The organism is Paraburkholderia sp. GV068 (assembly GCF_003058125.1).
Classification (GTDB): Bacteria; Pseudomonadota; Gammaproteobacteria; order Burkholderiales; family Burkholderiaceae; genus Paraburkholderia; species Paraburkholderia graminis.
In genome coordinates this window covers 317,069-330,492 of the sequence record NZ_QBUB01000006.1, presented here as the reverse complement: position 1 = coordinate 330,492, position 13,424 = coordinate 317,069, and the positions used below count along the sequence as shown (strand labels likewise).

The following is a 13,424-nucleotide window of genomic DNA, read 5'->3' as shown; positions in this document are numbered from 1 at the left end:
CGGGCCCCGATGAAATCCGCTGACTCGCTCCTCATTTGTCGCACGAGCTTCGCGCTCAAATTATCTTTCAGGCTTTGCGAGTTCAGGTCCGACCTGTCTTGTCATCATGCTCAATTGCCAGCGCAACCTTTCGACGTCATTCTGCAAGCTCCAATCTTCTACGTTGCTTTAGTCATCAAGCCGGTTGTGCAACAAAGTGCGCTTGGTTGTACGGCGTGCCATTCGCGAGAACTGCCCAGATTGTTCGGGCCATCTTGTTGGCAAGTGCAACGGTAACCACATTTGATGGACGTCGCTTCTGCAACTGTTCGGCCCAAGACCCGACATGCTTGCCATGGAAGAGTACGCTGCGCGCACCGTGGATGAGCAATGTCCGCACATACGTATCGCCGCGCCGGCTTATACCGAGCAGCTGGATCTTCCCACCGGTGCCGATCTGCTTTGGTACGAGACCGAGCCACGCGGCAAACTCCCGTCCCGACCTGAATGCTTTCGCGTCACCCATCGTGGCAACAGTCGCCGTCGCCGTCAGTAGGCCAACGCCGGGGATCGCGGCGATTGCCTTGCATGCCTTGTCCTCTTTCATCCACGTTTGCAAACGTCGCTCGATGTCAGCTATCTGTTTGTCCAGTCGATCAAGCTCACTCCAAAGTTCGCGTAACGAGTCGATCAGCATCGCCGGTAGACGCTCGGCCAGCTTTGCCAGCACCCCGGGAATCGCTTTATCCAGCGCAGCGCGACTCTTGGCCATCACCTCGCCGTATTCGGCCAGCAATCCGCGTAAGCAATTCATTTGCGCCGTTCGATATTTGATCTTCTGTTGCCGCATCCGATGGAGCGCGAGCACTGCCTGCTGGGCTTCGGTCTTTACTGCGACGACCTTGCTGGGCATTTGCGTAGCCATCCAGATTGCACGCGCGTCCGCTGCATCGTTCTTGTTTCCGGTGACGAAGGCCTTGACGAACTTCGCCGGCATCAATCTGACCTCGTGTCCCATTTCGATCAATCGGCGTGCCCAATGATGGGCGCCTCCACAGGCCTCCATGCCAATGACGCAAGCTTCGCGATTCGCAAAATGTTCAAGGAAGACAGCGCGCTTGAGTTGTTTGCTTACGATCTCCCCCGATTCGCCATCAACCCAGTGGAGTTGGAAGACGTTCTTCGCGATATCTACACCGACCGTCGTATACTTCATTTCGGACTCTCCGGTTAGCCTGTGAAGATCTCCATGATCGTCCAAATTAGGCACATCGATGCCGTCGGCCCGCGAGGGTCCACTCGTTCGGCGTCTCGCATCTATTGGGTGGGGGCGTTCATTCCATTTGTCGCCGCCCACCCTATGGCACTGTTCCCACGCGGCGTCCGCTGGACGCCTCGCACGCTGCCCCCGCAGCCGGCCACCGGGCGGCGCAGGCTACTCGTCGTCGACGATCACCTGCCAAGTGCGGCGGCGATCAGCGCGGCGCTATCCATTGCAGGATACGACGTTCAGTTTATACAAGGCGGACACGCCGTCATCAGCGTCGTGCGTGCATGGATACCGGAGATCGCCGTTCTGGACATCAACATGCCGGAGATAGATGGATTTGCCGTTGCCCGCGAACTGCGAAAGCATGAACCGACGCACGCCACCTGATTGTAGCTTTTACCGCTCACGACGAATCCACCATCAGGGCTGAAGGAATTGCAGCCGGTTTCGACGCCTATTGTCAAAAGGGTTGTGCGCCGGAGTCCCCGCTTCATTTGCTCGAAGAGATCGCTCTAAGGCCCATCTGAAAAGGTCCAACGAGCTACCAGAGCGGAATGTCTCAGATCGGTGAGGCAGCAGACCGTCGCCCATGCTAACTGAGTGACTCAAACGGGTCGGGAAGACTCATTCGTCGATAGACAGAAGAGACATTCGCCGGCACGGTTTGGAAGTGTCAGTAGAGCGATCTTCAGGCGCCGCTCAGCGGCTGATCGGGCGACCGGCGGCTTTGGCCGACAAGCAACGCTTTAAAGTGAATGGCGGATCCGCGAGTCGAACTGACGGCTGAAAGTCGGGGCGGTCGTATACAAGCACAAGCGACTGACGCTTCGTGGCGGGCTACCGGGCATTGTGGCGCGTAGAACCCGCCGCCACCACAGCCGATTGCCGTAACACCGCTCAGACGGCGGCTTCCGGGGCACCGGGGCCGTACGTACGCGGAGTTCCATTAGTCGCGCCTGACTTCTGTTGGCGTGGATCGTCGAAGCGGGTAGCAATTTCGGTTCGAAGATCCGCTTACCCGAAGCATTCGCACGCCGTGCCCTGAGCGCGTTTCGCGATTATGCTTTGTCGGAAATGCGACGATCGAAGCGAACCCACGGAGGCCATCATGAACGCGGACGCAACTCCTTTCACGACCGCCTTGACTCGCTTGCTGGGCTGCCCTCACCCGATCGTCTGCGCGGGCATGGGCGGTCCGGCGCGGGCGGAACTGGTCGCGGCGGTATCGAAGGCAGGCGGCTTTGGCCTGCTCGGCATGGTGCGGGAATCACCCGCGGTGATCAAGCAGGAGATCGCCGCGGTGCGCGCCGCGACCGACCGGCCTTTCGGCGTAAACCTCATTCCCGCCGGCACGAAGCCAGATCTGCTAGACGCCGAACTCGACGCATGCCTGCGCGCGCGCGTTCCGGTGATGTGTTTCTTCTGGGACGTAGTGCCAGGGATCATTCAGCGCGCAAAGCAGGGCGGCGCGCTGGTGCTCTATCAGGTCGGCTCGCTCGACGATGCGCTCGCGGCGGAACGCGCCGGCGCGGACGGGATCATCGCGCAAGGGGTGGAAGCAGGCGGGCACGTGAGGGGGCGCACCGGGCTGATGTCGCTGCTGCCCGAGATCGCGTCGCGCTTGCGTGTGCCGGTGGTGGCTTCAGGCGGCATCGCCAATGGCGCGGGTCTGGCGGCGGCGCTCGCGTTGGGCGCGGGCGGCGTGCATTGCGGGACGGCGTTTCTGGCGACGCACGAATCGTACGCGCATGACTATCACAAGCAGCGCATCGTCGATGCCCGGGCGGGCGACACCGTGCATACGGATATCTACGCAATCAACTGGGCGGCCGGCTCACCGGTGCGTGTGCTCGCCAATAGCGTGACCGACGACGTCCGCGATCATCCGTTCGGCAACGATCCGTATGCGTTGCCGCACGAAGTGATCGCCGAAGACGAATGGGGACCCATACCGAAATACAGCACGATCTCACCGTTACGTAGCACCACGGGCGAGTTGGAGAAGATGGCGTTATACGCGGGTCAGTCGTCGGCGTTGGTTCATGCACTTGAGTCGGCGGAAGATGTGATCGAACGGATGCTGAGCGAGGCGGTCGAGGCGCTTGATCGCCTGCAGGCGCAGCGCCACACTTCGGCGTCGTCTCCATCACGGCGTCGATGATCGCAAACGTCGATGAACGACTCAACATCCCCAACACCAATGTCCGCTGTCTGAGCGGAGCAGCCTGTCGAATGGCTAGGTAGGGGGGCGGACGACGGCTGCTGTTCGGCAGTGCGCGTTCGCCCGCCTCGCCGGGAAAGCTGCCGTTGAAGACTACAACGTTAGCTCTGTGAAACATCTATGAAACTGGCGCTCTCGGCCACGAAGGGACGTCCGACAGCGCCGAATAGGCCGTCAACAATGCATGGGTGAACGTCGGTTTTCAGGCTGACCGACTGTCCCGTGTGGGTCGGCCTCAGCCGACCGCGTAGTTGTCACGCCCTCCGCTCAACCCGAAACACCGCTACGGTCTCCTTCATCTTGCGCGCCTGCAGGTCGAGCGATTGCGCGGCGGCCGCGGCCTGTTCGACCAGCGCCGCGTTCTGTTGCGTAGTCTCGTCCATCTGCGCGACCGCCCGGCCGACCTCATGGATGCTGCGACTCTGCTCGTCGGACGCTGCCGCGATTTCGCCTACGATGTTCGACACGCGATGAATCGCGTCCTTGATGTCTGCCATCGTCGCGCTCACCTTACCGGCCTGCTGCGTGCCGCCGTCGATGATCGCCGCCGACGCCGTAATCGTCTCCTTGATTTCCTTGGCGGCGCTCGCCGAGCGTTGCGCGAGATTGCGCACCTCGCTCGCGACGACCGCGAAACCGCGTCCTTGTTCGCCCGCGCGCGCGGCTTCGACCGCCGCGTTCAAAGCAAGGATGTTGGTCTGGAATGCAATGCCTTCGATGAGACCGGTGATTTCCGAGATCGTCGCCGAACTGCCGCTGATCCCGTCGATCGTGCGCACCATGCTTTCGACTGCCGCATTGCCGGTGTCTGCGACTTGCGCGGCCCGCGCCGCGAGTTCGCTCGCGTTGCGGGCGTTGTCGTTATTGCGGCTGACTGTTTGCGTGAGTTCAGACATGCTCGCCGCGGTCTGCTGCAACGACGCCGCCTGCTCCTCCGTGCGCGAGGACAGATCGATGTTGCCGCTCGCGATTTCCTGTGACGCAATGCTGACCGACTCCGCGCTTTCGCGCATGGTGCCGATCGTTGCCGCGAGCCGCTGGCGCATGTGGGCGATCGCGCTGAGGATGCTGCGCTCCTGCACGTGGCCGGCGCCGAGCCGATCGCTCAGGTCGCCGTCCGCGATCGTCTCGACGATTCGCGCAACTTCGGCGGGCTCGCCGCCTATTTGCCGCACTACGGCGCGCGTCATCAGCACGCCAAGAGCGATCGCAACCGCGACGCCGCCGAGTGCGCAACTCGCGATCCACCACGTCACCGAGCGGACCGCATCGATGCCTTCTTCGACGCGCTGGCGCGCCAGTCCGTCACGCTGGTCCGACAGCTTGATCATTAGCGTGCGCAGCTTCACGTGCAGCGGATCGGTGGCCGATCGAAGTTCTGCGAGGGCGCCCGTCTGGTCTCCCTGGTCGGCAAGTGCCATCACCTTCGCGACCGAACTTGTATAGGCCGGCCACGTGGCGTCGAAATCACTCAGCAACGCGCTCTGCGCGGCGGTGCTCGCGTGTTTGCGTTCATAGTCGAACGCCGACAGGATCGCCGTTTCACCGCCATGATTCAGGCGCACCGTATCGGCGCGGCCGGCCGTGTCGGCGTTCAGGATGTACGAGTACAGACGACGGAAATGCGAGGCCGCCTGCCACGCGGCGGTGCCGTCGTTGCGCACCGGCACGAATTCACGCTCGTACATTTCGGTTTGCATGGTCGCGACCTCGCGAACCTTGAGGATGCCGACGATGCCGACGATCGCCGTCACGAGTGCGCACAGCATCAACGAGCCGACGAGTTTGTGGCTCAGTTTGAGATTGGAAAACCACTGCATTTGGGGAACGTCTCCTGATAGGTGGCGAGCGCCGCGACCGTCGTGCTTTGATTTGAACGGCGGATGCATCGGCGTCACGTCTGCATATCGGCACGTGGCGGGCGCGACTTGATGGTTGGGCAACGGGAAAACTGGAGCGGGCTGCACACGAATCGTCGGTCTGAGCAGACCGGATGAGGCAGAGGTCGGCCAGAAAGAGCCGCTCGGGAAGGTCTGCTGTGCGACGTCTTGGTCAGTCATCTGTTCCGCTTCGGGCTACGGTGTTTCGTACGCGACCTACGCCGCACGGGCGCTCGCGGGCTATCGCCGACCGGCATACGCTTGTCCAAATCCAGCGTCATCTCCTTCGCCTGTGGCATGTTGAACTCCAGCATGCGCTCAAAGAGCGACGATCCGGCAGCACGCTCCGCATTCCCCATGTCTTGAAGTTTCAGAGCAATATCTAGCAGCCATTCGCTGCTTAAGTACCAAGAGGTGGCAATGTTGCCCATCTGGTCGCCTGCGGTGTCGAGCAACGCATGGGCGACACGGCACACTCGCTCCGGTTCGATGGTTACTAACTTGACCAGCAATTCAGGTAGATGCTCCGCGCGGCCATTCTTTAATACGTTGGGGTGAGCCGCACACGCGTCTAGCAACTCTCGCGTTTCCGCGTCAGCGATGAAGGCATCATTTAAGAACACTTCAGACAGGGCAGTTAGAACCTGCTCATCGCTACTGCCAAGCAGTTGCATTAGGAGAGGGTGAACCACCGGCCTTGAAATGGGTTCATGCCACAAGTGGGCCACGCTTTGTGCCAGTCCAAGTGCGGTCAGCGACGAGCCGTCCTTCCCAAGCGAATAAGCTAGCTCGCGCGGCCAGCTCTCTGCGGGAAATAGCGCATGTCGCAAGCCAATCAACTCGCCCGCGCCTTGGCCGCTCTTTGCGTCCTCCACGGTACGCATTACCCATCGCTGTACTGATGCAGCCGAAGCCCAATGGTAGGCACGAGCAACAAAGTGAAACCAGCCTGGCCTGTGCACGATGGAGGGTGCTCCTTCTACTAGCTTGTCGATCAGCGATTCAGCCCGTGAGGGTTCCGCCATTTGAAGGCGCAACAACTCCCGTTGAAGTAGTGCCTCCCAAACTTTTTGTGATTCGGCTCGAACAGCATGCCGTTCAAGAATCCCTAGCCAGCGTTCAACTCGCGGCGGCTCTGACGATAGGCACGACGCCGTAAGAGCGCTAAGTGTTGGATAGTTCCCGTCTGGGAATGCCGCTAGCGAACCACGACCCCACAGCACTGAAGACTGATTGTCCTTGGCGCTGGTTTCACCTTCATCGCAGGGCTCCAGGACGAGCGGATTCAACCAGCGCTCCATGCGGTCGATCAATGCATCTGGAGCGGGGGATTCTTTGCTGACGGCGCTCGCGATTGCGTATGCGGCGTCACGCCTGAAACTGACGCCAATGAACCCCTTGTCTTCAAGCTCAGCCACTAAGGAATAGAACTCCGATGCCGTGAGGCCGCCCGGTACTAGTTCGCGTAATACCGTGGCAACTGGAATTTCGTTCCGTCCTGGCTCGAGCGCTTGCACGATTCGCAGTGCCTTAGCTAAATTCTTCTTTGCGAGGTTAGCCAATTCGCGTCCTGCCTGGATCGCGCCTCCCTTCATGTGATGCCTTGGATGGTCCCATGCAGACTCATCCGTCAATTCACGGAACAGGTTTAGAACATCCGCGTCTGTAGCCTTTTCCATTTGCTCTACGCTCACGGGGCTTCCGATCCACTGCGCACCTGTGAAATGTACGTCATGGTCCTCCAGACCTGGAAATGCGCGCTCTTCCTCTTCGACAAGCCTCTGCATTGCGGCGCTGCGTCGCGGAATTGGTACTGCGCGTAATAGTCGTAAGCGATGCTGTCTTGCCCATTGAAGCCTTTGGTGTCGAACGCTGGCGTCATCATCGGCTTGCGCCCAGTCTCTGTAGTAGCGCCAATCCATTAGCGTCGATTCGAGGCGGGCAAGGCATGCGTCATCGAGAACCGGGCTCGTGACTTCGATCAGAGCGACGCTCTCCTTATGAACATCGGTGTACGAGCCGAGCGCCAGCCGCCGAGGATCCGCGACCAAGTAGTCAAACACGCGCAACGGGAAGTGACTTGCAGCGCGCACGCGGCCGACGGACAGAAGTCGATGCACGAACAATAGTTCGGACTCCGCGTGTTCGTCAGCAAAATCAAGATAACCGGATGCATCAGACTCGGCCCATGCTTGCACGGCCACCTGAATAGAGCGCAGCAGCGGACGCTCCTGGCGAGACTCTTCATCGTCCAGTTCTTGGAAGGTAAAGCCGCGACTTTGGCGATAGCCGACCACAACACTTGGCGCATCAGATGCGCATAGGCGCAAGCCTTCGATCAGCAGCGGCCATATTGAGAGAACAAAAGCCTTTGGGGAGGACTCAGCAATTGCCTCCATGTCATGGAACTGCCGCGCCTCAAGAATGGACTGAACGTTCTGGGAGACACTGACGGCTACGGCCTCGTCATTGGCGGCGGCATCTAGAGGAGTCTTGGCTGATTCGATTTGACGTTTGAGCCATGCTGCCACGATCCTTGGGGCCTCGTCAGGAAAGGCTGCGCTCACCACGCCCGCCAAGTGCCCTATGGCCCAGTCGGAAATTGGCGTTCGGCCAGCAATCGTTACGAGACTGTCCAGCCACAAACCTATTCGCGGCACCACATCTCCGATGCCCAGTACCTGCCAGCTCAACACGTCTCGGGTCTCGTTGGGTAGCCAGTGCCGGCTCAAAAGGTCAACGGCCGCGTCAGCATCAAAGTGCAACGCCTGCCGAAGTAACGGGATCAAAACCTGGGCCTGATTGTCTTCCAGCGACATCAATCTAGGGAGGTGTATTGGCGCCAGAACTGAAAACCATCCTGGGCTTCCGACGGCAGCTCCAATGAATCGAGGCAGAAACCACTTGTCCGCCATCGCCTGCTCTACTAGCCGCTTCTCGGCGGGCAGTGGCGCCGTCTGTAGCCCCACGAATTCGATCAAAAGCATCTTCAAATGGGGACGCAGGTCACCCGCCCAAAGACTCCCGATCTCTGCCCCGTACTCCTCAGGGCTCGCGCCGCGGAAGTATCCGAGTGCATGCCACAACTGGGGGCGAATGCGCAGGCTACTTTGCTTTGCCCGTACGCTTTCGGTAAGGCTGCCACTCTCCTCCAGAAAGCTGCGCGCGCGGACAAATTCGTACAGCGTTTGATGTCGAAATTCCACCCGCCCAGGACCATTGTCTAGGCGTAGCAGTCCAGCTGCAGCTAGCGCCCGAATTTCCGAGAAATGGTCCTCTACTACGGCCAATGGCAAACCAAGCACCTCGCGGTCAGCCATTTGCTTTGCCAAATGTCGTAGCGTGGCCCGTCGGTTCCCGCTGGTATCACTGAGTACTTGTGTCTCCCATTGCTTTTCCAATAGCCCTTGGAAGCTCTTCAGAGCCGCCGGCTCAGTTACTCCTTCAAGCAACGATAGAAATATATCCAATGCGTGAGGCGACCGTAAGACCTGTTGAAGGTCTTGGTTCCATATGTCGGCCTGGAGGCCTCGTGCAGCTAAAATCGGTAACACTGTTGACCAGGCGGGCAACCCCAGCGTCAGAATGGTGGCATCCAGATTCCGAAGGGCTGGGTCATGCTTTTGCTCAAAGGTTCGGCAAGAGATGACGGTATGTACGTCAGCTGCTTGAGAGAGGTCCTGAACAAGATCGAGCAAAACACGCAACCGCGCAGACTGTTGAACGACCAGATCGGCCAACGCATCGACTTGGTCAATGACCACAAGCACGGGCCCACTTTCGGCAAGCTGCCGCAAGACTGCCGCGGTATCTGCGCCGAGGTTCAAATGCTGCGTGAGCGCTTCTCGATCATGCAAGTCAGGAGGTAGACGGTCGGCTTTGATAGCCAGAACTATCCATCCGGCGGCCTGCTTTTCCTGAGCCAGCCGAACCAATAGGGACGACTTGCCGCATCCGGGATCGCCTAACAAAAAGTGCGTACTTGCCGCCGCAGCGTCGAGATTGGTATTGAGTGCGTCCAGCTCGGGTCGCGGGAGCCATGTGCCGTCAGGCAACGTGCTTGGCCAGCTCAGCAATGCCGCTGACGCATTGCGCAAGCGTGTCCGAAGATCATTGGGCTCAGGCCAAGCGGCGCGCGAGGACTCGGTCACTGGATGGGCTGCGGATGGAGCGTCGGACACGCCGGTCAAAAAATCGACCAACGCTTTGTGTGCAAGCTCCTGGCGTGACTTGGGTTTTGCGATGCCGATGTGATCACCGTCGATTCCGGTGGGTACGACGCCGACGATGCCGGGATCGCTGCTGTTGCGATCAACAATCAGCTGTCGCCGCCCAATTGAGAGACCAAATATTTTCCGACCGAGAAAAACGCCTTTGGTCTCGAAGAATACGCGCACCCCAAAGTTGCGCTGTGCTTGGAGGTGCCGAAATTGCCCGTTCAGCAACTTCAGCCAAGCATCATCGCTGGCCATGTTGGTGACCTGAGGGTTTGTCCTTAGCATGAGGCGTAGTTTGTCTGCCACCGTCGCCAGACTGGAACCCTGGTGGGGAGTTCCTACGAACACGACGCCCGTAACTGTGTCAAGCACCGTCATCCGTCGCGGGTCGCCAAGCGCCGCTGCTTGAGTCATTCCTGATTTGATAACCAACCCACCAAGGCTGTGGCCTATCAACACCAACCTGCGGCCATGCAGGCTCGGTTCCGCTTGAAGTGCGGCGAACAAGGCTTCGCCGAGATCGGTCAGATGCATGGCTGCATCAGTCCAGCCTGAAAGTGCAGCACCATAACCAGCGACCCAAACATGGCACCCGACCGCTTCGCCAATCCAGTTGGGCCAAAGTGTCGTGTGGTCCCGCGGGTTGTGCATCCAAGTTGATTGCGCCTCACCCCCGAGGCCATGAACAAATACAACGTGTAGCGCTTCTGGTTCTTGAACTGTGTGTACCTGCGTCAGTGTTGCCACGCGCTGCCCCCTTTGTTGTTGTCGAGCGCATTGTGACAGGAGCTGGCTCGAGTTGGCATTTTGAGTATTGCGAGGACGGATCTCGAGGCAACCGATGGCACCATGTAGGCTCCGGCAACGCGGTTTGAGTGAACAACCGAATGACGGCTTTCAGGCAAGGCGATTGCCGATGCGAAGGTCCGCTCTGGGTCGACCCGAGCCGAACGCCATCGGGCTCAGTTCGGCCACAAGCGGTCGGTCGAGGTTGCCATCCAATTTGAATACCCAAGGTCTCGTCCGTCCCCGCGCAATGGCCGGTTTCAAGCGAGCAAATTGGCAGTGGTATTGCCTCAACGCGGCCAGGAGCAGACTTTGACAATGCGCGAGCGATTGGCCGTTCTCCTTGGACCTTGCGACACTCAATCCGGGCTAGATTGCCGAGAAGAATGGAAGCACTCGTACACGGACGCAGCAAGCTGGTCGTGAGAACCGGCTGAGCCCGAGTTAGCGGGCCTTCAGGAATCCAGCGATCAGCTCGGCGATCTCTCCCGGTGCATCCTCGAAGCTGTAATGGCCGACTCCCGCGAGTCGGTGAATCGGCGCCATCGGAAAGATTTCGCTGAACAGGGGTAGAAAGTGTTCAGCTGCCAGCGTGCGATCGGCCTCGCCCCAAATGGCGAGTGCCGGCTTTGAACGGATAGAGTCGAGCGCGGTCGAGTCTGGCACTTCGAAACGATGCGCGCCTATCGCGAAGCCCTTTGCCCAGCCAACCGCGCCGGCACTGTCGGCCGGCACAGCGAATCGCGAGCCGTAGGCACGCAGCCACGTATCGTTAATACGCGCGTGGTTTTCGAAGCCGTTGAGATTCAGGGTGCTCAGGATATTGAAGCCGAGTTCGTCCAGCACGGATTCCAGACGGCCCTGCGAATCGGCGCGGAGTACCCATTGAAACCACGGCGAAACTGCGGCATTCGCGTTCAGCCGCTTGAATAACGTACTTTGACCGAACGGCGTCGGGCCGTTCGTGCTGACGATTCGGCGAATGCGGCCGGGATGCCGTGCGGCGAGTCCCATACCGACGGGGCCGCCGAAGTCATGCATGACCAGGGTAATGTCATTTAGATCCAGGGCAAGCACGAACTTTTCAATGTTGTCGATATGATCCTGTAGCCAGTACGTCCGATGCTCCGGCGTTTCGCTTTTGCCAAAGCCCATGTGGTCGGGAGCGATCACACGGTAGTTGCCCGCGAGTGCCGCGATCAGATCACGAAACAGATAGCCCCACGTCGGTTCCCCATGAATGCACATGACGACCTCGCCATCCGCGGGCCCCTCATCAACGTAGTGCATGCGAAAACCGGCAACATCGCTGAAGCGCGGCGAAAACGGAAACGTTCCGTCAAACGTGTCATTGGATGGTGTCATAAGGGCTCGCTGACGAATCGGGCGGCGGACAATCCGGCCGGTCGAAAGAGGTTAAACTTTGACATCGCTGTCAAGGTCAAGCGCATCTTTCGGGAGTCGTCATGCGTATCGGAGAACTGGCTCGCCGCACCGGCGTCAGTGAGCGGATGCTGCGGTATTACGAACACGAAGGTCTGCTCAATCCGAAGAGGACCGATTCGGGATACCGCGATTACGGTTCCGACGAAGTACACGGCGCACAGCGCATCCGCACGCTCACCGCAGCAGGATTGAAGATCAGCAGTATCCGCCTGTTGCTGCCTTGCGTACTTGGTGAGAAACCGGTGTTTCATCCATGCGTAGAGGCGCGCGCATTGCTGCGCGGCGAAATCGAAAAGCTGGACGCTCGGCTGCGCGAACTCGGTGAAACGCGAGAAGTCGTTGTGAGACTGCTCAATGCGGTCAACACCAACGAGACATTGCCGCTCTAACCATTGCGTCGGCCTGAGTATTGACGCAGTACCGCTGGGTGAGGCCTATCAAGTTCGCCTGTGGCGATACCGGGTTCGGGAGCGAATGCTTCGGATCACCCTCCAAGAAATATTCGCACGAACGACCGCAATGGGGCGTGTCTGAGGCGCTCACAAACATCCGTCCGAGTACCGGAGATGGGTGCGAAGTAGGCGCTGACGACTGTCCACTCCCGGGCCGCGATATTCCACTGGCCGCTTTCCGGGGATGAAACTGAAGAGCGGGCTGACGCTGCCCGGCCCATCTGAGCCGTTCAGTCAGACGCGACATGAACTGACACTGCGACCGGAGAGCCTCGAAAAGTCTGTGCCTGTCGGGGCTCTCCTGGGTAGGCTCGCCAGCATCGTCGAGCCGAGCCCGCGCCACTATCATCCTCAACCCCTGAAGATCAGCGCACAGGGGGCGCTGCGGCTAACAAACCGCGTAGGAAGACCATGATCATATGTCCAATGGGCACCTCCGCCAGCATTGAGCGCTGCAGCGCGAGGCCCTGTGAGAGGCCCATGAAGGCTGCAGCCAGTACGGTCGGCGGTTCGGGCGGCACTCTTCCCAACCTGGCGAAAATGTGCCCGATACAATAGGCAAGGCCATCACGATGAGCATCCAGCAACGCCTGTGAGGCCGTTGCAAAAGCGGGATTGCGGCGTCCCTGAAGCTTGAATTCAACGCCCAACACAGACCATTCGGGCTCTGCATCAAGTGTCTTCGCCCAGACTTCAAGCGCGCTCAATATGTCGTCGGCGGACGCAGACGGGTCGCTCAGCGTCCGGCTGATGTCGCTCACTTGCGTCCTCGACCGCTCTCGCATCAGTTCCACGAACAACTCTTCCTTGCTCGCGAAGTTCGAATAGAAAGCGCCCTGCGTATAGCCTGCCTCGGCCGCAATATCCCTGAGAGACGTACCGCTGAAACCTCGCTCGACAAACAGCCGCTTCGCCGTAGCAAGCAAATGTGTCCTGGTCTGCAATTGACTTTCTTCGCGGCTTAGCCGCGCGGGAGTGGACGTCGTTTTCATGACGACGAGGATATCAGTTGATATTTGGAATTCAACTGGATAGTATTACGATTGCATTTCATATTTCACTTGATATGTGAACTGTTGGGCATTTGCTCGCCTTGGAAAGTCCCTACGGGAGCAGGACGAGGGGTGGCCGAGAAGCTCGTCCGGGACGGCCGCAAAGACGGGAAGCGATGCG

Annotated in this window: 8 protein-coding genes; 3 read left to right on the top strand and 5 right to left on the bottom strand. The window is 59.5% G+C overall.

Going from position 1 to position 13,424, the window contains the following annotated elements:
* Positions 1-175: 175 nt before the first annotated feature.
* Positions 176-1,195 carry an IS110 family transposase gene (locus tag C8K18_RS15595; protein WP_006051652.1) on the bottom strand — a complete coding sequence of 340 codons (1,020 nt, stop codon included), beginning with the start codon at positions 1,193-1,195 and terminating at the stop codon, positions 176-178.
* A gap of 33 nt (positions 1,196-1,228) precedes the next feature.
* On the opposite strand from C8K18_RS15595, the gene C8K18_RS15590 reads away from it, so the two are divergent.
* Together C8K18_RS15590 and C8K18_RS15585 are read left to right on the top strand one after the other, a co-directional pair.
* On the top strand, positions 1,229-1,636 hold the full coding sequence (locus C8K18_RS15590; protein ID WP_258196132.1) for a response regulator: 408 nt from the start codon (positions 1,229-1,231) through the stop codon (positions 1,634-1,636).
* A gap of 721 nt (positions 1,637-2,357) precedes the next feature.
* Positions 2,358-3,410 (top strand): nitronate monooxygenase family protein, encoded by a 1,053-nt coding sequence (locus C8K18_RS15585; RefSeq protein WP_107708080.1) that lies wholly within the window; start codon positions 2,358-2,360, stop codon positions 3,408-3,410.
* 314 nt (positions 3,411-3,724) lie between these two features.
* Here the strand turns inward: C8K18_RS15585 and C8K18_RS15580 are convergent, their stop codons facing one another.
* The 3 genes from C8K18_RS15580 to C8K18_RS15570 form a co-directional block, all read right to left on the bottom strand.
* Positions 3,725-5,290: a methyl-accepting chemotaxis protein gene (locus C8K18_RS15580; RefSeq protein WP_107708078.1), complete on the bottom strand. Its 1,566-nt coding sequence runs from the start codon at positions 5,288-5,290 to the stop codon at positions 3,725-3,727.
* Between the two features lie 236 nt (positions 5,291-5,526).
* Positions 5,527-10,314 carry an alpha/beta fold hydrolase gene (locus C8K18_RS15575; protein ID WP_107708076.1) on the bottom strand — a complete coding sequence of 1,596 codons (4,788 nt, stop codon included), beginning with the start codon at positions 10,312-10,314 and terminating at the stop codon, positions 5,527-5,529.
* A gap of 483 nt (positions 10,315-10,797) precedes the next feature.
* On the bottom strand, positions 10,798-11,718 hold the full coding sequence (locus tag C8K18_RS15570) for an alpha/beta fold hydrolase (RefSeq protein WP_107708074.1): 921 nt from the start codon (positions 11,716-11,718) through the stop codon (positions 10,798-10,800).
* 101 nt (positions 11,719-11,819) lie between these two features.
* Here C8K18_RS15570 and C8K18_RS15565 point away from each other — a divergent pair, with 101 nt between their 5' ends.
* Positions 11,820-12,188, top strand: coding sequence for a MerR family transcriptional regulator (locus tag C8K18_RS15565; protein ID WP_107708072.1), 369 nt, complete (start codon positions 11,820-11,822; stop codon positions 12,186-12,188).
* 428 nt (positions 12,189-12,616) lie between these two features.
* Here the strand turns inward: C8K18_RS15565 and C8K18_RS15560 are convergent, their stop codons facing one another.
* A complete protein-coding gene (locus C8K18_RS15560) occupies positions 12,617-13,243 on the bottom strand; it encodes a TetR/AcrR family transcriptional regulator (protein WP_107708070.1) in 627 nt (208 codons plus the stop codon).
* Between the last annotated feature and the right edge of the window lie 181 nt (positions 13,244-13,424).